This is a genomic window from Bacillus sp. FSL R10-2780, from assembly GCF_038006125.1.
Taxonomy (GTDB): domain Bacteria; phylum Bacillota; class Bacilli; order Bacillales; family Bacillaceae_G; genus Bacillus_A; species Bacillus_A cereus_U.
The window spans coordinates 4,603,145-4,624,015 of the sequence record NZ_JBBOUQ010000001.1; the positions used below are offsets into that span (position 1 = coordinate 4,603,145).

Consider the following 20,871-nt stretch of genomic DNA (forward strand, 5'->3'; position numbering starts at 1 on the left):
AATTTCATGCTTAAAATGAAAAAGCTGTTTACCCTAATCGTATTCTCATGTTTATTCGTGCTTATTGTTGCTGGATGCGGGGGTAAAAAAGACGAGGCGAAAGAAACAAATACGAAACAAGGCGGAGTTGTTGAACAAATTAAGAAGCGCGGGAAATTAGTAGTCGGAGTGAAAAATGATACGAATTTATTTGGATTGAAAAACCCTTCAACAGGGCAGGTAGAAGGATTCGATATTGATATCGCGAAGGCGCTTGCGAAAAAAATTCTTGGTGATGAAAAGAAACTAGAGCTGAAAGAAGTAACGTCTAAAACACGTATTCCAATGCTGAAAAATGGTGATATTGATGCCATTATTGCGACAATGACAATTACGGAAGAGCGTAAAAAAGAAGTGGATTTTTCAGATGTATATTTTAAAGCGGGTCAATCGTTACTTGTGAAAAAAGGGAGTAATATTAAAAATATTGATGATGTGAAACAAGGCGTTAAAGTATTGGCTGTAAAAGGCTCAACATCTACAAATAACATCCGTCAAAAATCACCAGAAGCAACAGTATTAGAGTTTGAGAATTATAGTGAGGCATTTACAGCGTTAAAAGCAGGTAAAGGCGATGTTTTAACGACAGATAATGCGATTCTTTATGGAATGGCAAAACAAGATTCTAATTATGAAGTTGTAGGGAAAAAATTTACGGATGAACCGTATGGAATTGCAGTGCAAAAAGGTGCAGACGATTTAACGAAAGAGGTTAATAGTTTATTAAAAGATATGAATGCGAATGGGGAATACGATAAATTGTATGAAAAATGGATCGGTCAAAAGCAAGAAAAATAAAGTGAAACGTTAATAAGTGGGGAAGGGTTAGCTCCTACTGATGATTAGCAGCTTATACCAATTGGGATAAATAGTAAGAGTGAGAGGATGAGGGATGCTCATCCTCTTCTTATAAAGAAAGAGGGGAGAATATGTGCCTGACTTTTCTATTTTGACGAATAATATTGATATGTATTTAGAAGGATTTAAATATACGGTAATGTCTAGTGTAGTTGCGCTAATAGGAAGTTTTGTTTTAGGAATTATTATGGCAGTGATGCGAATTTCACCTATTCGTATTTTGAATTGGATTGGCTCTGCCTATGTTGAGTTTGTTAGAAATATTCCACTCGTATTAATTGCATTCATTTTTTATTTTGCTTTGCCTGTAATAGGAATTACTTTCAACGGTTTTGTAGCAGGGACAGTTGCACTTACAGTTTATACAGCGGCTTTTATTGCGGAAGTAATTCGTGCTGGTATTTTATCAGTCACGAAAGGTCAAATGGAAGCAGCGCGTTCTTCAGGATTAACTTATACGCAAGCGATGTATTATGTCGTCTTACCTCAAGCGATGAAAATCGTAATTCCTCCTCTAGGAAATCAATTTCTCAATTTAGTAAAAAACTCTTCAATACTCGGAATTATTGCTGGAACGGATTTAATGTATCAAGGAGACTTAATTTCAACGAAGACGTTTGTTACGTTTGATGTATATATATTTGTGGGGATGTTTTATTTAGTATTAACAATTCCGCTAAGTATGCTGGTGCGTTATTTGGAAAGACGCTTGGCAAAGGAGGGGGTGTAGATGGATTTTCAAGGTGCTATTACAGGAGATCATATACTCTTTTTATTAAAAGGATTGCTTATCACGCTAGAAGTCGCTCTTGTAGCGATTGTACTTAGTTTTATTATCGGTAGTGTAATAGGAACGTTGCGCTATGCAAAAATACCCGTCATCTCACAAATACTAGGCTTTATCGTTGAAGTTATTCGGAATTTACCACTTCTTTTAATTATATTTTTTACGTATTTTGCACTTCCAGAGGCAGGTTTGAAGTTAGAAATTATAACAGCCGCAATTGTTGCTTTAACGATATTTGAAGCAGCGATGATATCTGAAATTGTTAGAAGTGGCTTATTATCTATCGAAAGAGGACAAATTGAAGCGGCGCGCTCTTCAGGATTAACATATGTCCAAACGCTTTGGCACATTATTTTACCGCAAGCACTTAGAAGAATGGTTCCGCCGCTTGTTAGTCAATTTATTTCATTGTTAAAAGATACGTCATTAGCGGTTGTTATATCATTGCCAGAGCTTATGCATAATGCTCAAATTATTAGCGGGCAGAATGTAAATTATATGATTCCGACATTTATACTAGCAGCCTGTATGTATTTTGTTGTAAACTACGGTTTATCAATTTTATCTAGAAGATTAGAAATACGTTAACTCTTACAAAAAATGTAAGAGTTTTTTTCCTTATAAATCCTTTTTTACCTCAAATTAGTATTGTAAGCTCTTAATAGTTGAATTTTTATATTATTTTATCAGAAAAGTTTTAATTTTATATAGAAATTGTAACCGCTTTCGTGTATATTTTTATTATCAGAAAATTTTAACAAGATATAGGGGTACTTGTAGGGGAGGATTAAGATGCAGCAAACAACGAATGAGCAATTACATCGTACGATGAAGAGTAGACATTTATTTATGATCGCACTAGGTGGTGTAATCGGAACTGGTTTTTTTCTAGGTTCAGGTTACACCATTAATCAGGCTGGACCAGGGGGAGCCATCCTTTCATATTTAGTGGGCGGAGTTATTATGTATTTAACAATGCTTTGTCTTGGAGAGCTAACGGTAGCAATGCCAGTTTCAGGATCTTTCCAAAAGTATGCGACGAAGTTTATTGGACCAGGAACTGGATTTATGATCGGCTGGCTATACTGGATTGGATGGGCAGTAACAGTAGGATTAGAATTAACATCGATCGGTTTAATGATGAAAAGATGGTTTCCGAATGTTGATGTTTGGGTGTGGTGTCTCGTATTCGGAGTTATTTTATATGCTTCAAATGCAATATCAGCGAAGAGTTATGCTGAATTAGAGTTTTGGTTCTCTAGTATTAAAGTAGTTACAATTATTGCATTCATTCTACTTGGTGGTAGCGCATTACTAGGATTTTTACCATACGACGGAAAAGAAGCAGCGCCTCTTTTCTCTAACTTTGTAAGTGATGGTGGGCTATTCCCAAATGGACTAGCTGCAGTGCTTCTTACGATGATTACAGTTAACTTTTCCTTCCAAGGAACAGAGTTAATCGGGATTGCAGCAGGAGAGAGTCAGAATCCTGAAAAAACAATTCCACGTGCAATTCGTAATACAGTATGGCGCATTATGTTATTCTTCATTTTAACAATGACAATTTTAGTAGGGTTAATTTCTTGGAAAGAAGCAGGGATAATTGAAAGTCCATTCGTAGTTGTATTTGATAAAATCGGTATCCCATATGCAGCTGATATTATGAACTTCGTTATTATTACAGCTCTTCTATCTGTAGCGAACTCAGGGTTATATGCAGCAACGCGTATACTATGGTCACTTGCAAATGAAGGAATGGCACCAACTTCTTTCAAGAAAGTAAATAAACGTGGTATTCCGATTACAGCGTTAGTCGTAACAATTGCAGTAGCGGGCCTTTCTTTATTAACAAGCTTCCTTGCAGAAGATACAGTATATATGTACTTATTATCTATAGCTGGTTTATCTGCTGTTTCAAGTTGGATCATTATTGCTTTATCGCAACTTCGCTTTAGAAGTCAGTATTTAAAAGGCGGAGGAAAATTAGAGGACTTAAAGTATAGAACACCACTATACCCGCTTGTTCCAATTTTAGCTTTAATTACAAATAGTATCGTTGTTATTAGTTTAGCGTTTATTCCAGAACAACGAATGGCGTTATATTGTGGTATTCCATTTATCATTTTCTGCTACATATATTATTATATGAGTAAGAAACGGAAGAAACCGATGAAAGTGGAGATGGAAGCAAAGTATGAAAATAAAAATTAAGCATGATGATATAGAGGCAGATTTATCGTATGGTTCATTGGCGATAGGGAAAGAAAACGGGTATTCACCGTTACAATTACTCGTTTCTTCTATTGCAGGGTGTAGTGCAATTGTTTTTCGAACGATTTTAGAAAAGAAACGCATTACATACGATACGTTTACAATTGAAACTGAAATTGGTAGAAGTGAAGCTCTATCAAAACCAGTTGAAAGTGTTCATTTGCACTATAAAATTAAAGCGCAAAACATTACAGAAGAGCAATTAGACAAGGCACTGCAACTTGCAGTAAAGAATTGTACGATTGTTCAATCTGTAAAAGATAGTATAAAAGTTACGGAAACAATTGAATTAATAAAGTGAAACATAAAAACGTGAGAATAGGGCGCTCACGTTTTTATGTTTTTAGCAGAGGGGGAAGCATGATGGAATGTTTAGGGTGTAAATTAGCAAATGAAGAAGAAAGTATATATAAAGTGTATGAAGATGAGTATGTAACGTGTTTTTTAGATCATGTGCCCTTCTACCCAGGACATACTTTAATTGTGCCGAAGCAGCATGTTTTAGCAAAATCAATTATGGATGCTTCTAAGCTTATTGCAAAAGCGATTAAGGCATTATATCAACCTGATGGAATTACAATTTGTCAAAATGGTGGAATCTTTAACGAGTTAACGCATTACCATATGCATGTCGTACCAAGATATAAAGAGCGCGCATTTGCTGAATTTTATACGGTACAACCGGGAGAAAAGCAGAATCATAACTTTGAAGAAACAAAGACATTGTTAAAAGAAGCGATAGAGAACATACTGCATCCTGAAAAAGCATAAGAGGGATGTTCTTAAGGGGACAGTCAGGAAAATTCTAATATTAAAAAGCTCAATTTCTCAGTTAAAATAGAGAAATTGGGCTTTTTTTATTCTATTATTCGATTTTACCTATTAAAGTCTTCTACATTCATGTCTTCAGTGTCACAAAGTATATTGCTCATTCGTTATATAAAGTGAGAGGAGGTATTATATGAAATTTACAAACAAAGATTATGAAAAGATGGAAGAGCTATACGAGTTATATGAACAAAAAATTTATTATGTGGCTTATTCTATTTTAAATAATATTCAGCAAGCTGAAGATGCAGTTCAAGAGACATTTATTACTCTTTATAAGAATTTGGAAAAGCTTCATAGTTTGAATACTCAAGAGCTTAAACGGTACATTTTGAGGATTGCGAAAAACAAAGCGATTGATAGCTACCGGAAAAATAAACGCCACGAAATATTTTTAGAAGAATATCAAAGAGAATCAACAGAAGTAGCAGATGAAAATATTGAAGAGTGGGAAAAACGTGTAATGTCTGAGGTTCAAATTGATACATTGCTAAAAGAGTTAAATGAGTCTAACCGACAAGTTTTTAAGTACAAAGTCTTCTATAACTTAACGTATCAGGAAATTTCAAATGTAATGGGGATAACTGAGGCTAATGTCCGCAAGCAATTTGAACGCGCTCGAAAACGAGTACAAAATATTATAGGAGGTATACAAAATGACGAATTCAAAGAACTCCAAAGAAATGTATGACCTTGCTGAAAAAATTGCTTTAGATGATTTTGATAAACTGGATGAACAACATGAATTTTCACATACATATACGCGCAAAAAGAAATTGTTTATGGAGGAAATGAAGCTGAAAGGCGAGCAACCGCAGAAAAAGCGTAAAAGACATCGTATGTTAATCGCTGCTGCTTGCTTATTGATTGGCATGCCGACAACTGTTTTTGGTGCAGTAAAAGTATACGATATGATTGTCAAAAAACAAAATTACGAAGTAAATGTTTCGGTAACAAATAAGGATCCGAAAAAGATTGATAAGTGGTATAAGTTGAAAGTTGGTAAATTACCAGAAAATATGGAAGCAATTGATGATACCGCTATGAAATATTCATTTAAAGATAACGACGCAAAAGGTGGGTTTTCATTCGCTCTTCGGAGAGTGGAGAAAAATGCGGATTTTCAAACTCTGTACTCGAAAAGTTACGAAGAAAAAGAGATAAATGGTAGGAAAGCAGTAATTGTCCATAAAGAAACGGGAAACAACAATGTAATGTTTGACAGGAAGGCCTTTCTCTTTTTTGAGAAAGAAGGGATTATGTTAGAAAGTGATATTGGATCCGATGTAAACGAAGAACAAATGATGGATGTGTTAGGGAACATTTCACTTGAGCCTACGTCAAAAGAAAATGCATCACATATAGTAGATTATGATGAAAATCGTTCTAGCAAAGCAGATGAACCTAAAAAAACTAGCGTTATTCCTTTGAAAAAAGATAGCAACCGACTATTTCATATAGGGCAAAAGGTTCCAGTAACGATAGAGCAAATTACAGATAACAGTAAACTTGAATATGTTATAGAAAAAGTTGAAGTCTTTGATTCAATCAAAGATTTTAAACAAGAGAACTTTTATGAAATGGGCTTAGGAATACTAAGCAGGAATCAAGCTTTGGATCAAGCGGGACAATTGATACCATATAGACGAGATAAATATAAGATTGGAAATGGTAAAGATTCAATTGATAAATTAGTAGAAACAAAATTAGTTAATCCTAAATTTGTTTACTTAACAACAACAGTGAAAAATATTGGTACAAAATCGACAGAAGAAATCTATATGCATCCAGCCGTAAAATTGCTTAAATCTGAAGGGAATGCATGGAAATACGCTAAAGAAGATGGAATTGCCGAAAAAAATATTATGACGGGCGAGGTTGATTATCTAGAACCCCACGGAGACGGAAAAAGCTTTTATAATATTGGCAGTATCCGACCAGGACAAGTGATGAAAGTTAACTTAGGTTATTTTGTAGATGAGGATAAACTAGATTCAATCTTCCTTGATGCTTTCCATTACAGAGGATTTAGTGGCACTGAAAATATGAATGCGGAATATCGTTGGTGGATTGATATTCGTCAATAGTAAAAACAATAGGAACAACTAGACTAAAAAGCTGCTTATATTTAGCAGCTTTTTTCGTCTCCATACATATGTAAAACTTCTTTCGCACGTATACGTAAGCCATCTATTAATTCTTTCGGTTCTAAAACTTTTGCATCTTTTCCAAGCCTATAAAATAAAGGGGTAATAAAGTTAATTTCACCTTTATCAATTGTTGAATTTATATATCCTGTCCCGTCTTCGTTTACTACAACGAACTCTTCAAGGTAAGGAACGCTTTTACATTGGCGCACGCCTTCTGTCGTTAATAAAACATGTAACTGAGTAGGAATGTTTATTACGTTAGAGTTAGAGGCAAACCATTCTTCTAAATTCATGAATGTATCTTCATTTTCTTCCGTTGATAGTATAGAAAGAATACGATCAACGCGATACAATAATACCTTTTTTCTACTATAGTCATAGGATGGCAAATACCATAAACCGTCGTGAGCATACACACCGATAGGATGAACATATTTTATTTTTATCCCCGATTTAGATTCGTATTGAAAGTGTAAATTTTTGTTTTCAATAGCTGCGGTTAACACTTCTTTTAAAAGTGGTGTATCAATTGCTCTCTTCGGATTCCAAAAAGAGATATAAGAACGTATTTTATCAACTTTCGCTTTCGCATCATTTTGTAGAGAGCCATACAGTTTATGTGTAACGGAATTAATTTCTGTATTAAAAGGCAAGTCACGATAGTAACTTAAAGACTGAAAAGCAAAAAAAATGGATACTGCTTCTTCTTCGGTAAATAAAATAGGCGGAATGACTCTATTCGTTAATACTTTATATCCTCCGTTACGACCTTGTTCAGCGTAAATGGGTAAACCCATATCGCTTAAATCTAAAATATATCTATGGACAGTACGAACGGATATATTGAACTCATCAGCTATTTCTTGAGCTGTAAATGTTTTTTTCGCAGAAGCAAATATAAGAATATCTAATAAACGTTTTGCTTTTGACAAATATATCACCTTTTTCTTTTTTAACATGACATAAATTGTCATGTTTTATGGTTAGTATAGTGCTTATAAGATGATTTTATCAATATGAGACGCAAGGAGGAAAAGATATGTCACGTGAAATTGTTTTATTTATTGCAGCGAGCTTAGATGGATTTATCGCGAAAGAAGACGATGATTTAGAGTGGTTAATGGAAACCGAAGGAGAGGGAGATAACGGTTATACAGAAATGTACGAAACGATTGATACAATAATTATGGGAAAAAGAACGTACGATTATGTAGTAGAGCATACAGGGACATTCCCGTACTTAGATAAAGTGTGTTATGTTTTTTCTAATTCAGAAAAAGGAACGAATGGACATGTAGAGTTTGTAAATGAAGATGTAGTGGAGTTTACAAAAAGGTTAAAAGCACAAGAGGGATCTAAAATATGGATGGTCGGTGGAGGAAATCTATTAAGAGAGTTCTTTAAAAATAATCTAATTGATGAATATATCGTTACGATTACACCGCATATATTAGGTTCTGGAGTTCCGTTATTTCAAGACAAGAATCCAGAAATTAATTTAACTTTAACGGATACAAAACGTTTTGGTCAGTTTGTAAATCTATATTATAAAGTAAAGTCCTAGAGGATAAGAAAACACGACTATTGATGATAGTCGTGTTTCTATATAGACGGCAATGAAATTGTAAAGCAAGATCCGTGATCAACTTCACTTGTGGCAGTAATATTCCCGCCGTGTAGTTCTACGATTTCCTTCACGATAGAAAGTCCTAAACCGGTTCCACCTGTAGCTCGTGTTCTTGCTTTATCAACACGATAAAAGCGGTCGAAAATGTGAGGGAGGTCTTCAGGGGGAATACCTTCGCCTTCGTCCTCAATTTTGATGGAAATACGTTTATGTTCTTCTGTAACAAAAATGTTTATATAAGAATGTTCCTTTGAATGCCTATACGCGTTATTTAAAATGTTAGCCATAACTTGTTCAAAGCGCTGCTCATCTAGCTTTACTAAGAGTGAGGAAGGACATGTGAAAATAACCTTAATTTGTTTTTCTCCGTACATCACATTTATTTTTTCAGTGATGCGAGTAAGGAAGGAGTGTAGATGAACTTCCTTTACTTGAATGAAAAAATTATGCTTTTCCATTTGAGCGAGTGAAAATAAATCTTGAACTAAGTTTGTAATATAATCAGATTCGTCTTTTATAATGGATAAGTATCGTAAACGTTGCTCAGGAGGTGTGCTTTCTTTTAATGCAATGTCAGCATAACCTCTTACATATGTTAGAGGTGTTCTTAATTCATGAGCAACACTTGCTAGAAATTCACTTCGCTCTGTTTTCATATAATGTAAATCATTAGCAAGCGTTTGAATAGACGATGCTAGTTCACCAATTTCGTCATTTCGAGTAGTCGTTAATGAAACGGATAAATCGCCTTTACTCATTTTTTCAGTGGCATGTTTCATGTGTAACAATGGTTTTGTTAACAACCGTGATAATAGAAAGATGGTGATGGCTGTTAATAGAAAAGTAATGACTCCAGCAATAATGAATTGTCTTGTTAGCCCGTTAACCATTTCCTCGATTGATTCCGTTCCGAGAAACATATATACATAACCTTCCGTTTTTCCTGCCACTATAATGGGGCTAACTGTACATATATAATTAGATGTTTTCCAATGATTCTCTATAATTGCTCCGTCATGATCTGTCCGTGTTTGCATTCCTTCAATATGTTTTTTTATAGTAGTATTTATTTCGTTGGATTTAGCTAGTACATCCTTATTTGCATTTGTAATAACAACAGTGGTTTCGGCTTCGGATTCCATTAGTGCAACATGGGAGATTGTTTGCTTATCAAAATACTTTTCAAGGACATCTCGGTGACTATTTCCACGCTTTAATAAAGCTGTCATTTCTTCATTTACTCTATTGTTGACAAGGCTATAATAAAGCAAGACAAATAGAACACTTTCGATTAAAAGTGTAACAATTAAAAAATAAAATCCGAGCTGAATAGAAATTCGCTTCATTGCTTTGCTCCTTAATCTAGAGTATCAACCCATCGATATCCGACTCCGTAAACTGTTTTTAAATGGTGATCAATAGGGAAATTTACTTTTCGTAATTTATCACGCAAATTACGAATATGTGAATCGACTGTTCTATCTTCTGTATTTGTATTTAATCCCCAAATTCGTTCAATGAGCTGATCACGGCTTAATACGTAGTTCACATGACGTAAAAATAATCCGAATAAAGAGAATTCGATTGGAGTGAGAAGAAGTTCTTCATTATAGACGGAAACGAAATGTTTTGCCTCATCCCATAAAATGCCGTGATATTGGATTTGCGTACGTTGATTCGTTCGCCTTAAAACAGCTTCAATTCTTGCGAAAAGCTCCTCTTCATGGAAAGGTTTCGTCACGTAATCATCCGCTCCAAGTTTTAACCCTTGGATGACATCTACCGTTTGATCACGAGCAGTTACCATAATGATTGGAACGTTACTAAATGATCGAATTCTTTTGCACGTTTCCCACCCGTCCATCTTTGGCATCATAATATCGAGTAAAACAAATTTGAAGTTTCGATTTTCTATATGTGAAATAGCTTCTTCTCCGGACACTGCACATACGCAGTTGTATCCGATTGGAGTAAGATAAAGTGATAATAATTCAAGCATTCTCGGTTCATCATCTACAAGTAGTATATCGATCATAGAGTACCTCCGCATTTGTAGTTATTACTTAAATTGTAAGTCGAAATCATGAAGAAATGGTGCAGATTATAATGCATCTGCATAATTTCTTCAGAATTGCTTGTTATTGTAAAGTTGAAATTCCATTTTAGGTAATAATATTGGCTCGAAAACGATTAATACGGAGGCGATATAGTGAAAAAGATGGCCCGAATTTTTGGGATAACAATAATTGCGGCAGCTGGTCTTGCGGCGTGTGGGCAAACGAACACAGATCATAAAAATCATGAATCTACAAAAGAGAAGAAAACAGAGCAAAAGGAAATGAAAATGAATCAGGAGGTAACTGCGCCGAAAGAAATGAATGCCGGGGCATCAGATGATTTATTAACGACAAGTTTAAAAAATGTAACGAGATTAAATACAAATGATCCTCTGCAAATGGCAGTGTTAACTTCGCAAACAATATGGCCAGCAACGCATAAAGAGAATCAGCCAGGTGCTGTTATTTTAGTGCCAGTGAACGAGTGGCAATTAGGTATTGCAAGTGCGGATCTTATTCATCATCCGAATAACGGACCGATTTTATTTATAGAAAAAGAAGTGGTACCCGAAATGACGTTAAAAGAAATAAAACGATTAAATCCGCTCGGAACGAAAGATGGAACGCAAATTATGGTGATGGGGGATGTAGAGGCATCTACGCTTGAGCAATTAAAAGAATATAAAGTAAAGCAAATAAAAGAAACGGATTCAGCTAAATTTGCTAAAGATGTTGATAAAGAATATGCCGATATAACAGGGAATTATCCAAATAGCGTTATTATCGGTTCGTCTGAAGAAGAAGGACGTTTATATACAACACCAGCTGTAAATTGGATTTCTCATATGCCAGAGCCACTTTTATATACAGAAAAAGATAAGGTGCCAGAAGCGACGATAGAGGCATTAAAAATGAGAAAAGATAAAGCAAATATATATGTGTTAGGACCAGAAAAAATCATTTCAAAAGAAGTAGAAAAAGAGTTAAGTAAATACGGTAAAGTAACACGTATTAGTGGGGAGACTCCAACAGAAAATTCGGTTGCATTTGCGAAATTTAAAGATAAAAAAACGAAATTTGGCTGGGGGTTCACAAAACCTGGTCACGGTTTGTCGTTTGTTTCGAGTAAAACACCAGAATTAGCAATTGCGGGAGCACCGTTTTCACATATGGGTAAACATGCCCCTGTTGTTTTGCTTGAGGAAGGAAGAGCTTCACAACCAGTTTATGACTTCCTTGCTACTATTCAGCCGAAGTTTAAAGATGATCCAACACTTGGACCGTATAACCATGGTTTCCTATTAGGAAGTACTAGTGATATTTCATTTGAAACACAAGGGATATTAGATGAGAGGTTAGAGATTGTTCAGGAAAGTGGTCAAGGTCACGGTGGACATTAATGAAATGAGAAAAGACGCTGTTAAGGTAGCGTCTTTTCTTTAGGAAACTTTTACATAGCACAACATCCTTTGCTCGTTATATAATAGCCTTCGTGCAGTCGGCCTAGATTTTCTTACGGAGAGAATCAAATGATAAAAGAGTAGAGGGTGGTAGCTTGTTTCAAAAGATAAAAAATGAATGGTTTTCTAATGTGAGAGGGGACGTGCTATCGGGGATTGTTGTTGCTTTAGCATTAATTCCTGAAGCGATAGCTTTTTCTGTTATTGCAGGTGTAGATCCGACGGTTGGATTGTACGCGGCCTTTTGTATTGCGGTTACAATCTCATTTGTTGGCGGAAGACCTGGGATGATCTCGGCGGCAACGGGTGCGATGGCATTATTAATGGTGACACTCGTTAAAGATCATGGTTTGCAATATTTATTTGCTGTGACAATAGTAACAGGTATTGTTCAAATTATTTTTGGCTTGTTCAAACTGAGTTCATTTATGAAGTTTGTTCCTAAATCCGTTATGAGTGGGTTTTTAAATTCACTTGGAATTTTAGTTTTTACAGCACAATTGCCACATTTTAAAAATGCAACTTGGCAAATGTATGCACTTGTCGCATTAGGACTTGCAATTATATATGTATTTCCACGTATTACGAAGGCTGTACCGTCTACACTGATTTCAATTATTATTGTGACAAGTATTGCACTTATGAGCGGATTACAGTTGAAAACAGTAGGGGATATGGGAAGCTTACCGAAAGAATTACCGTTCTTTAGTATTCCTGATGTGCCGTTTACACTTGAGACATTAGGTATTATTTTACCGTACTCAGTTATGCTTGCAATTATCGGCTTACTAGAGTCATTATTAACAGCTTCGGTTTTAGACGATATGACACATACGGAAAGTAATAAACATAAGGAAGCACGTGGGCAAGGTATTGCAAACATTGTCGCTGGTTTCTTCGGAGGAATGGCAGGATGTGCAATGATTGGACAATCTGTTATTAACATTAAATCAGGTGGTCGCGGGAGATTATCGACGTTTGTAGCCGGTGGATTTTTAATCGTATTGCTATTTATTTTAGGTGATTACGTTGTTCATATTCCGATGGCTGCTTTAGTTGCTGTTATGATTATGGTTTCGATTGGGACGTTTGATTGGAACTCTGTAGCAACGATTCATAAAGTACCAAAAGGAAACGCATTTGTTATGATCGTAACAGTTGTGATTGTCCTAATTACACATAATTTGGGATTAGGTGTAATTATCGGAACGATAATTAGTGCAGTTTTATTTGCATTCAATATGGCAAAGATTCACGTGAAACATTTGTATATTGAAAATAAGAAAATATACGAAATTCACGGCCAACTATTCTTCGCATCTACGGCAGATTTTATAAATGCTTTTTCATATAATGAAGATGTGAAAGAAATTGAGATGAATTTTACTAACGCACACGTATGGGATGATTCAGCAGTAGCGGCAATTGATAAAGTTATCATGAAGTATGAACAGAATGGTGTGAAAGTAAGGATCACAGGGTTAAATGAACGTAGCTCGAAGATTGTTTCAAATCTAGCTACTTATAATAAGAGAATTGCTAGTTAGAAGCCTCCTTTTTAGGGGGCTTTATTATATAATACGAGTAGGATAACGAAAAGGGGATTCAGCATATGTACAAACAAATTTTATTAGCATGTGATGGTTCTGAACATGCACTTCGAGCAGCCGAGCATGCAACATATATTGCGAAATTTAACGAAGAAACACATGTTGAAGTTGTGTACGTAGTAGATAATAGAACGGCAAAATCAGATATTATACAAGGACAAACGGATTTAGAAACAATATCAGCTAGTCGAAAAGATAAATTAAAAGAGATTGAGGGTTTATTAAAGAAAGAGAACATTTCCTACAAAATTACGATTCTACATGGCGATCCAGGAGATACGATTGTTCAATATGTAAATACAGGAGATATAGATCTTGTTATTGCTGGGAGTAGAGGGCTAAATACACTGCAAGAGATGGTGCTTGGTAGTGTAAGTCATAAAATAGCAAAGCGTGTGAAATGCCCGGTGATGATTATAAAGTGAAACTTTAATCAGTGGGGGTTTTGTTCATCCCCCACTGATTATTAGCCTTCACCAATCGGGCATTTACGGGCAGTTGATCCCCCACCTAACTTCTTTGCTTTCGCTGAATTTTGAGGTGTGGGTCTTACTGCCCGTTAATGCGGGATAAAATAAATTGAGTGAGATAGTCTGTAGTGTAAGCGAGACCTTGATATAATTCGAGGTCTTTTTTGATGTATAGAGGGGGAGATTATGGCCATACTAGATATAAGTTTAGAGGGGAATTGTTAACTTACAAATTTGTAAGTTAGTTGTCAGTGAAATCGATGTTATGAAATTTTTTCCATTGATAAAATAAGAATATCAAAGGGGATATAGGGAGGATGGAAGGTATGAAATCATTTCAAAATTTGTCTTATAGCCAAGGAGTAAGTTTAATTTGTTTAGGTGGATTTGCTGGATCTGTTATGTTAGCTGTTTTAATAAAGATGTTTCAGCAAATGTTTTAATCGTATGAATAGAAAATAGAAGGGAATTGATTAATATAAATAGCAAGAGAAGAACGATAAATAAAAAATAGCTCTCAGCATGTAAGTAAATGCTGAGAGCTATTTTTATGTTTATTTTTCTGCACATTATATTTTGTTTAAACTGCTTTTGATTTTGCAGATCCTGTATTTAAAGTAAGAGCAAGGAAGAACATTGCAAGCACACAAGAAGCAAGGAGCAAAATGAATCCGCCATCCCATCCGAATCCATCTACAATAAAGCCCATAGCTGCGCTAGCAAAAGTAGCTCCGCCTAGGTAACCGAAGAACCCAGTTAACCCAGCAGCAGTTCCAGCAGCTTTTTTTGGTGCTAAGTCTAGCGCGTGAAGACCAATTAACATAACAGGTCCGTAAATTAAAAATCCAATGGAAACAAGTGCGATACTATCAATGATTGGGTGACCAGCGGGATTTAGCCAGTAAACGAGAACGGCAATGAATACACCGACCATAAATAAAATACCAGCAGGTGCGCGGCGCCCCTTAAATAGTTTATCACTCATCCATCCGCAAAGAAGTGTACCTGGAATACCAGCCCATTCGTATAGAGCATAAGCTGTACGTGAGCTACTATGAGTAAAGCTTTTTTCTTCTACTAAATAAGTAGGAGCCCAGTCTACAACGCCGTAACGAACGAAATAAACAAAAACGTTAGCGATAGCGATATACCATAAAAATTTATTGTTTAATATGTATGTAAATAAAATTTCCTTTACCGAAAGCTCGCGTTCACGGTCCGCTACTTTTTCATCTGATGGATATTCCCCAGTATGTTCTTCAATAGAAGGTAATCCGCAAGATTGAGGTGTATCTCTCATCGTAATTAATACATAAATACCCACTAAAATTGAAAGAATACCTGGGAAGTAAAATATACTTTTCCAGTCATTTGCAAAGAAATATAAGCCTAATGTAACGAGAGAAGGCATAAGCGCGCCGCCGACATTATGAGCGACGTTCCAAATAGACATTTTTGTACCACGTTCACTAACGGAGAACCAATGAACCATCGTACGGCCACAAGGAGGCCATCCCATACCTTGTACCCATCCATTTAAAAACTGAAGTACAAACATAAGTATAATGCTCGTTGTAATGAAAGAAAATGAGCCGAAAATAATATTAATGATACCGGATAAAAATAGCCCAGCTGCTAAAAAGTAGCGAGGATTACAACGATCGGATACGATACCCATAAGAAATTTACTTAATCCGTAAGCGATAGATACTGCTGAAAGGATAACCCCAAGTTCCCCTTTACTAAAGCCTTGTTCGATTAAGTATGGCATTGCGAGTGAAAAGTTTTTTCGAACAAAGTAGTAACCCGCATAACCGATGAAGATGCCTAAGAATACTTGTAAACGCAATTTGCGGTATTCGCTATCAGTGCGATCAGCTGGTAAGCGTTCTGCGTGGGGCGCAGGTTTAAATAATTGTGTGAAAAACATAAAATGAAAATCCTCCTCTAATTAATTAGAAGCGTTTTAAGACAGAGAGAATACAAAAAGGCTATGAAATATAAAAAAGTTCCCTTTTTTATGATTCATAGCCGTATACTCCGATTCTCCGTGACTGTCAATATTAACTTCGACGAAAATTATACAACTTTGTGACAGGAATGTAAACGTTTTTATAAAGAAAGTTGTTGACGTATTTTGTTTGTGGGATTAATATTTAAATACGTTAAATATTTTATTGCTTAAATAAGAGGTGGATAACATGCCAAATGATATGACTCATATTGATAAGATTCAAGCTCTTACATTCGCTATAGGAAAGAAAATGCAAACAGAGCTATTAGAACAAATGCAAGCATCAGGACTTACACCACCGCAGTTTTATATTTTAAAGATTTTAGATCATTACGGAGCTTCAAGAGCGACACAATTGGCGGAGAAAATGTACGTGAAACCGAGTGCGATTACAGTAATGATTGATCGTTTAATTGATCATGGGTTAGTAGAGCGCTATCACGACGATAATGATCGCCGCGTTGTTATCATTGAGCTAACTAAAAAGGGGAAAGCTACAGTAGAAGAAGCGATGGCGGCTCGTAATGAGCATATCGCAAAATACTTCTCACACTTAGAATTACAAGAGAGGGAAGATTTGTTACGCCTCTTTGAAAAGCTAGAAACAATTATTTGCGGGACACAAGAGAAAAAAGAGAAAAACTAAGAGGAATTGAGGAGATTACATGGAGCAACAAGAAAATCAGAATAGAAAGTTGTTGTTAATCGGTTTAGTAATCGCGATGCTATTTGCTGCATTGGACGGAACAATCGTTGGTACAGCAATGCCGCGTATCGTCGGTGAGCTAGGCGGATTAAGTTTAATGACATGGTTAACAACAGCTTACATGTTAACATCAACAACGGTTGTACCGATTGCAGGTAAATTAGCGGATTTACTTGGGCGTCGTAACGTATATATAGCAGGATTAATTATCTTTATGGCTGGTTCAGCGTTATGTGGTATGGCAAACGGTATGACAGAATTAATTATTTTCCGTGGTATTCAAGGTCTTGGTGGCGGTATTATGATGCCAATGGCTATGATTATTATCGGAGATATGTTCACGGGAAAAGAACGTGCTAAATGGCAAGGTATTTTTGGAGCTCTATATGGTCTTGCCTCTGTAATTGGACCACAAGTTGGTGGTTGGATTGTAGACGCAGTGGACTGGAGATGGGTATTCTATATTAACTTACCAGTTGGTATTTTAGCGACAATCTTTATTGCAATGGGATTAAAAGCACATAAACAAACAGGACCAATTAAAATTGATATCGCTGGAATCTTCACGATGATTCTCGGTGTTGTAAGTTTATTACTTGCGTTAACGTTTGGTGGAAAAGATTATGCATGGGGTTCTTGGCAAATTATCGGGTTATTTGCACTAGCTGCCATTGGTATTGTTAGCTTTGTTATTGTTGAAACGAAGGCTGAAGAACCAATTTTACCGATGCACTTCTTTAAAAACCGCACATTTACACTACTGAATGCGATCGGTTTCTTTATGAGTATCGGAATGTTTGGAGCAATTATGTTCGTACCGTTCTTTATGCAAGGAATTGTAGGCGTAAGTGCTGCTGAATCAGGAACGATTATGACACCGATGATGATCACAATGATCGTTATGAGTATTATCGGTGGTCAACTTGTATTAAAAGTTGGTGTGAAACCACAAATTATTACAGGGATGCTTATTATGGCTAGTGGTTTCTGGTTATTAACAACGATGGATATGCACACAACTAAGCTTACCGCTACTTCTTATATGATGATTATCGGTTTAGGAATGGGTCTTGTTATGCCGATATTAACATTAGCATTACAAGAAAGCTTCCCGAAAAAAGATCTTGGTGTTGTAACATCATCAAGTCAATTCTTCCGTCAAATCGGTGGAACGTTTGGGATTACAATTTTAGGATCAATTATGAATAACACTTCAGGTACAACGTTAACAAATAAATTAGTACCTGTATTAGATACATTCCCAAAAGAAGCGGGACAAATGGTAACAAAATTGAAAGATATGATTCATACAGATCCACAGAGTTTATATTCTATGCTCTTTAGTCCAGAGGCATTAAAACAAATGCCAGAAGCATTTTCTAACAGTATCGTACCGGTTTTGAAAAGTTCTTTGGTAGATTCGCTTCATACTGTATTTTTAACAGGATTAGTATTTATCGTAGTAGGTGCAATCTTTACGATTTTCTTACAGAAGATTAAACTATCTGATCGTAAAAAAGCTGCAGAAGAGCCTGCTGTAGAAGAGAAAGAACAAACTGTATCATATTCATAATGAAAAAGCATCGCCTTATGGCGGTGCTTTTTTTGAGTATAACCTTAAAAGCTTTTTAGTGAGAAATGATTGACGTATTTTTATAAATGCGTTATATTATTTTCTGTAAACGGTTACATGAAATGAGGAGAAAAGAGAATGAGTACGATTAAAGACGTTGCAAAATTAGCAGGGGTATCTGTTGCGACCGTTTCCAGAGTGTTAAATAAAAATGGATATGTTCATGAGGATACATTAAAAAAAGTAGAGCGAGCAATTGAAATGCTAGATTATAAGCCTAGTACAGTAGCACGATCTTTATACAATAAAAAATCTCGTTTAATTGGCTTAGTTGTTCCAAATATCGTGAATCCATTCTTTCCAGAAGTTGCACGTGCCGTAGAAGATGTAGCACATAAGCAAGGTTACACAGTTGTCCTTTGTAACTCTGATGAAAATTTAGAAAAAGAGAAACAATACATTGATGTGCTTAGACAAAATAATGTGGATGGGTTTATTGTGGCAACGAATCCACAAAATAGTGTTAATTACATGAATTTGTCTATTCCAGTTGTTGCGATTGACCGTATGTTTAATGAGCGCATTCCTACTGTATATGCAGATAACTATGCAGGGAGTCAGGCGGCGACAAAGTTATTAATAGACAAAGGGTGTAAACATATTGCACATATTCGTGGACCTCGTGATGTGAGTACAGCCAATGAACGTTTTGAAGGTTTTGTAGACGTTATTACGCAAAATAATCTTTCTTATATGATTGCAGAGAGTACATTCGATCCAGCTAATAGTGAACGGGTAGCGGTGGAATTATTAGAAGAATATCCGCATATTGATGGAATTGTTGCTGGGAATGATTTAATTGCAATTGGTATCGTAAAGGCTGCACTTCAAAAAGGAATTTCTATTCCAAACGATTTACAAATTATCGGATTCGATGGAATTTCTTTAACAGAAATGATGTATCCATCTATTACAACTGTTGCACAGCCAATTTATGAGATGGGGAAAATTGCAACAGAGTTGTTGTTAGAGCAGATGGAAGGAAATCCATTAGAAGAGAAACACTATCGTTTACCGATTGAAATTATAGAACGAAATACAACGAAGTAAGGAGATGAGACAGATGCCAAATATTGCAGTAGTAGGTAGTATTTCAATGGACTTAGTGGCTGTTTCAAAAATACGGCCGAAAGCAGGCGAAACGGTAATTGGTGAAGCATTTCATACGATCCCAGGAGGGAAAGGGGCCAACCAAGCAGTAGCTGCAGCTAGATTAGGAGCAAATGTAGCGATGGTTGGTGCAGTAGGAAATGATGATTACGGAACAGTAGTTAGAAAAAATTTAGAGAACGAACGCGTTTTTATCGACTATGTGGTACCGGTTACAGATAGAACGACAGGAATCGCTCATATCGTTTTAGCAGAAGAAGATAACAGCATTGTTGTCGTACAAGGAGCAAATGCTCTTGTAAATGAGTCGATTGTAGATCGTTCAAAAGACCTTCTTGTAAAAGCAGATATGGTTGTTCTTCAACTAGAGATTCCGCTTGAAACAGTAAAATACGTTCTGGCTATTTGTGAGGAGCACAAAATTCCAGTTATGTTGAATCCGGCTCCAGCACAATTTTTATCAGAAGATATTTTAGAAAAAGCGACTTATATTACGCCGAATGAGCATGAATGTCGCATCGTATTAAATGATTTCACATCACCAATTGAAGAGTTACTGGCTAAATATCCAAACAAACTACTGATGACAGAAGGTTCTAATGGTGTTCGTTTTCATAACGGAACGGAAGTTGTTCAAGTTCCAAGTATTGCCGTAGATGTAGTAGATACGACTGGAGCTGGTGATACATTTAACGGCGCGTTAGCAGTTGCGCTTTCTGAAGGAGAAACACTTCAACAGGCTATTCGTTTCGCAAATATTGCTGGTGGTCTTTCTGTAACAAGACTTGGGGCACAGGGCGGTATGCCAACGAGAGATAGAGTACGTGAAGTGCAGGTGATTGTTGGATGAAAAAGCACGGTGTATTAAATAGTGAAATTGCGGCAGTCCTTGCTTCACTTGGACATACAGATACGATTGTAATTGCTGATTGCGGGTTACCTATTCCTGATGGAGTAAAACGAATTGATTTAGCAGTTGAAATCGGAAAGCCTAGCTTTTTAGACGTATTACAAGTTGTTGCTGATGATATGGCAATTGAAAAAGTGATGTTAGCAGAAGAAGTCATTATGAATAATGCGGTGGTAAATAAAGAAGTTGAGATGCGTTTAATAGAGCCAGCATTTGAATATGTGTCTCATAAGGAATTTAAAGAGTATACAAAGAGAGCGAAGGCGATTATTCGTACAGGAGAAGCAACGCCTTATGCGAATGTTATTTTACATGCAGGCGTGATTTTTTAATAAAGGGAT

Annotated in this window: 22 protein-coding genes; 18 read left to right on the forward strand and 4 right to left on the reverse strand. The window is 36.0% G+C overall.

Annotated features, from left to right (window positions below):
• Window positions 1-6 precede the first annotated feature (6 nt).
• The 8 genes from glnH to NSQ47_RS23885 all read left to right on the forward strand — a co-directional run bounded on the left by glnH (window position 7) and on the right by NSQ47_RS23885 (window position 6,870).
• A complete protein-coding gene (gene glnH / locus NSQ47_RS23850) occupies window positions 7-837 on the forward strand; it encodes a glutamine ABC transporter substrate-binding protein GlnH (RefSeq protein WP_341038104.1) in 831 nt (276 codons plus the stop codon).
• A 133-nt stretch (window positions 838-970) separates the two neighbouring features.
• Entirely contained in the window at window positions 971-1,627 is a 657-nt protein-coding gene (locus NSQ47_RS23855; protein WP_341038105.1) for an amino acid ABC transporter permease, read from the forward strand.
• Window positions 1,628-2,272 carry an amino acid ABC transporter permease gene (locus NSQ47_RS23860; RefSeq protein WP_078180786.1) on the forward strand — a complete coding sequence of 215 codons (645 nt, stop codon included), beginning with the start codon at window positions 1,628-1,630 and terminating at the stop codon, window positions 2,270-2,272.
• Window positions 2,273-2,476: 204 nt separating this feature from the next.
• Window positions 2,477-3,895 (forward strand): amino acid permease, encoded by a 1,419-nt coding sequence (locus tag NSQ47_RS23865; protein ID WP_341038106.1) that lies wholly within the window; start codon window positions 2,477-2,479, stop codon window positions 3,893-3,895.
• Window positions 3,879-4,256 carry an OsmC family protein gene (locus tag NSQ47_RS23870; protein WP_002159300.1) on the forward strand — a complete coding sequence of 126 codons (378 nt, stop codon included), beginning with the start codon at window positions 3,879-3,881 and terminating at the stop codon, window positions 4,254-4,256. Before NSQ47_RS23865 ends, NSQ47_RS23870 begins: the two co-directional genes overlap by 17 nt.
• Before the next feature lie 11 nt (window positions 4,257-4,267).
• Window positions 4,268-4,726 carry an HIT family protein gene (locus tag NSQ47_RS23875; protein WP_341038107.1) on the forward strand — a complete coding sequence of 153 codons (459 nt, stop codon included), beginning with the start codon at window positions 4,268-4,270 and terminating at the stop codon, window positions 4,724-4,726.
• A gap of 190 nt (window positions 4,727-4,916) precedes the next feature.
• A complete protein-coding gene (locus NSQ47_RS23880; RefSeq protein ID WP_341038108.1) occupies window positions 4,917-5,474 on the forward strand; it encodes an RNA polymerase sigma factor in 558 nt (185 codons plus the stop codon).
• Window positions 5,440-6,870 (forward strand): DUF4367 domain-containing protein, encoded by a 1,431-nt coding sequence (locus tag NSQ47_RS23885; protein ID WP_341038109.1) that lies wholly within the window; start codon window positions 5,440-5,442, stop codon window positions 6,868-6,870. Before NSQ47_RS23880 ends, NSQ47_RS23885 begins: the two co-directional genes overlap by 35 nt.
• A 41-nt stretch (window positions 6,871-6,911) precedes the next feature.
• Here NSQ47_RS23885 and NSQ47_RS23890 read toward each other — a convergent pair whose 3' ends face one another.
• Entirely contained in the window at window positions 6,912-7,907 is a 996-nt protein-coding gene (locus tag NSQ47_RS23890; protein ID WP_341038110.1) for a helix-turn-helix transcriptional regulator, read from the reverse strand.
• Between the two features lie 65 nt (window positions 7,908-7,972).
• Between NSQ47_RS23890 and NSQ47_RS23895 the strand changes: the two genes are divergently transcribed.
• Complete coding sequence (locus NSQ47_RS23895; RefSeq protein ID WP_341038111.1) at window positions 7,973-8,497, forward strand: dihydrofolate reductase family protein; 525 nt, start codon at window positions 7,973-7,975, stop codon at window positions 8,495-8,497.
• 38 nt (window positions 8,498-8,535) lie between these two features.
• Here the strand turns inward: NSQ47_RS23895 and NSQ47_RS23900 are convergent, their stop codons facing one another.
• Together NSQ47_RS23900 and NSQ47_RS23905 are read right to left on the reverse strand one after the other, a co-directional pair.
• Window positions 8,536-9,906, reverse strand: a complete 1,371-nt coding sequence (locus NSQ47_RS23900; RefSeq protein ID WP_341038112.1) for a sensor histidine kinase — start codon at window positions 9,904-9,906, stop codon at window positions 8,536-8,538.
• An 11-nt stretch (window positions 9,907-9,917) separates the two neighbouring features.
• Entirely contained in the window at window positions 9,918-10,595 is a 678-nt protein-coding gene (locus NSQ47_RS23905) for a response regulator transcription factor (protein ID WP_078173830.1), read from the reverse strand.
• Between the two features lie 174 nt (window positions 10,596-10,769).
• On the opposite strand from NSQ47_RS23905, the gene NSQ47_RS23910 reads away from it, so the two are divergent.
• The 4 genes from NSQ47_RS23910 to NSQ47_RS23925 all read left to right on the forward strand — a co-directional run bounded on the left by NSQ47_RS23910 (window position 10,770) and on the right by NSQ47_RS23925 (window position 14,600).
• On the forward strand, window positions 10,770-12,017 hold the full coding sequence (locus tag NSQ47_RS23910; protein ID WP_341038113.1) for a cell wall-binding repeat-containing protein: 1,248 nt from the start codon (window positions 10,770-10,772) through the stop codon (window positions 12,015-12,017).
• A gap of 155 nt (window positions 12,018-12,172) precedes the next feature.
• Window positions 12,173-13,624 carry a SulP family inorganic anion transporter gene (locus NSQ47_RS23915; RefSeq protein WP_088077488.1) on the forward strand — a complete coding sequence of 484 codons (1,452 nt, stop codon included), beginning with the start codon at window positions 12,173-12,175 and terminating at the stop codon, window positions 13,622-13,624.
• Between the two features lie 65 nt (window positions 13,625-13,689).
• A complete protein-coding gene (locus tag NSQ47_RS23920) occupies window positions 13,690-14,112 on the forward strand; it encodes a universal stress protein (protein ID WP_002159291.1) in 423 nt (140 codons plus the stop codon).
• Between the two features lie 371 nt (window positions 14,113-14,483).
• Entirely contained in the window at window positions 14,484-14,600 is a 117-nt protein-coding gene (locus NSQ47_RS23925) for a DUF4027 family protein (protein WP_002125236.1), read from the forward strand.
• A gap of 137 nt (window positions 14,601-14,737) precedes the next feature.
• Here NSQ47_RS23925 and glpT read toward each other — a convergent pair whose 3' ends face one another.
• Window positions 14,738-16,087 (reverse strand): glycerol-3-phosphate transporter, encoded by a 1,350-nt coding sequence (glpT, locus tag NSQ47_RS23930; protein WP_002114112.1) that lies wholly within the window; start codon window positions 16,085-16,087, stop codon window positions 14,738-14,740.
• A gap of 271 nt (window positions 16,088-16,358) precedes the next feature.
• On the opposite strand from glpT, the gene NSQ47_RS23935 reads away from it, so the two are divergent.
• From NSQ47_RS23935 to rbsD, 5 genes are all read left to right on the forward strand, one after another.
• Window positions 16,359-16,817 (forward strand): MarR family winged helix-turn-helix transcriptional regulator, encoded by a 459-nt coding sequence (locus tag NSQ47_RS23935; RefSeq protein ID WP_002114114.1) that lies wholly within the window; start codon window positions 16,359-16,361, stop codon window positions 16,815-16,817.
• A 19-nt stretch (window positions 16,818-16,836) separates the two neighbouring features.
• Window positions 16,837-18,450 carry an MDR family MFS transporter gene (locus NSQ47_RS23940; RefSeq protein WP_002114116.1) on the forward strand — a complete coding sequence of 538 codons (1,614 nt, stop codon included), beginning with the start codon at window positions 16,837-16,839 and terminating at the stop codon, window positions 18,448-18,450.
• Between the two features lie 138 nt (window positions 18,451-18,588).
• Window positions 18,589-19,560 (forward strand): ribose operon transcriptional repressor RbsR, encoded by a 972-nt coding sequence (gene rbsR, locus NSQ47_RS23945; RefSeq protein WP_061673981.1) that lies wholly within the window; start codon window positions 18,589-18,591, stop codon window positions 19,558-19,560.
• A 13-nt stretch (window positions 19,561-19,573) separates the two neighbouring features.
• A complete protein-coding gene (gene rbsK, locus NSQ47_RS23950; protein WP_002159289.1) occupies window positions 19,574-20,470 on the forward strand; it encodes a ribokinase in 897 nt (298 codons plus the stop codon).
• Window positions 20,467-20,862: a D-ribose pyranase gene (gene rbsD, locus NSQ47_RS23955; protein WP_341038115.1), complete on the forward strand. Its 396-nt coding sequence runs from the start codon at window positions 20,467-20,469 to the stop codon at window positions 20,860-20,862. The genes rbsK and rbsD overlap by 4 nt, the downstream gene beginning before the upstream one ends.
• Window positions 20,863-20,871 lie beyond the last annotated feature (9 nt).

Coding starts and splice junctions, on each gene's coding strand:
- glnH (WP_341038104.1), top strand. CDS start 7: ATGCTTAAAATGAAAAAGCTGTTTACCCTAATCGTATTCTCATGTTTA.
- NSQ47_RS23900 (WP_341038112.1), bottom strand. CDS start 9,906: ATGAAGCGAATTTCTATTCAGCTCGGATTTTATTTTTTAATTGTTACA.
- NSQ47_RS23890 (WP_341038110.1), bottom strand. CDS start 7,907: ATGACAATTTATGTCATGTTAAAAAAGAAAAAGGTGATATATTTGTCA.
- NSQ47_RS23920 (WP_002159291.1), top strand. CDS start 13,690: ATGTACAAACAAATTTTATTAGCATGTGATGGTTCTGAACATGCACTT.
- NSQ47_RS23865 (WP_341038106.1), top strand. CDS start 2,477: ATGCAGCAAACAACGAATGAGCAATTACATCGTACGATGAAGAGTAGA.
- NSQ47_RS23880 (WP_341038108.1), top strand. CDS start 4,917: ATGAAATTTACAAACAAAGATTATGAAAAGATGGAAGAGCTATACGAG.
- NSQ47_RS23925 (WP_002125236.1), top strand. CDS start 14,484: ATGAAATCATTTCAAAATTTGTCTTATAGCCAAGGAGTAAGTTTAATT.
- rbsK (WP_002159289.1), top strand. CDS start 19,574: ATGCCAAATATTGCAGTAGTAGGTAGTATTTCAATGGACTTAGTGGCT.
- NSQ47_RS23870 (WP_002159300.1), top strand. CDS start 3,879: ATGAAAATAAAAATTAAGCATGATGATATAGAGGCAGATTTATCGTAT.
- NSQ47_RS23885 (WP_341038109.1), top strand. CDS start 5,440: ATGACGAATTCAAAGAACTCCAAAGAAATGTATGACCTTGCTGAAAAA.
- NSQ47_RS23905 (WP_078173830.1), bottom strand. CDS start 10,595: ATGATCGATATACTACTTGTAGATGATGAACCGAGAATGCTTGAATTA.
- NSQ47_RS23860 (WP_078180786.1), top strand. CDS start 1,628: ATGGATTTTCAAGGTGCTATTACAGGAGATCATATACTCTTTTTATTA.
- NSQ47_RS23940 (WP_002114116.1), top strand. CDS start 16,837: ATGGAGCAACAAGAAAATCAGAATAGAAAGTTGTTGTTAATCGGTTTA.
- NSQ47_RS23895 (WP_341038111.1), top strand. CDS start 7,973: ATGTCACGTGAAATTGTTTTATTTATTGCAGCGAGCTTAGATGGATTT.
- NSQ47_RS23935 (WP_002114114.1), top strand. CDS start 16,359: ATGCCAAATGATATGACTCATATTGATAAGATTCAAGCTCTTACATTC.
- rbsD (WP_341038115.1), top strand. CDS start 20,467: ATGAAAAAGCACGGTGTATTAAATAGTGAAATTGCGGCAGTCCTTGCT.
- glpT (WP_002114112.1), bottom strand. CDS start 16,087: ATGTTTTTCACACAATTATTTAAACCTGCGCCCCACGCAGAACGCTTA.
- rbsR (WP_061673981.1), top strand. CDS start 18,589: ATGAGTACGATTAAAGACGTTGCAAAATTAGCAGGGGTATCTGTTGCG.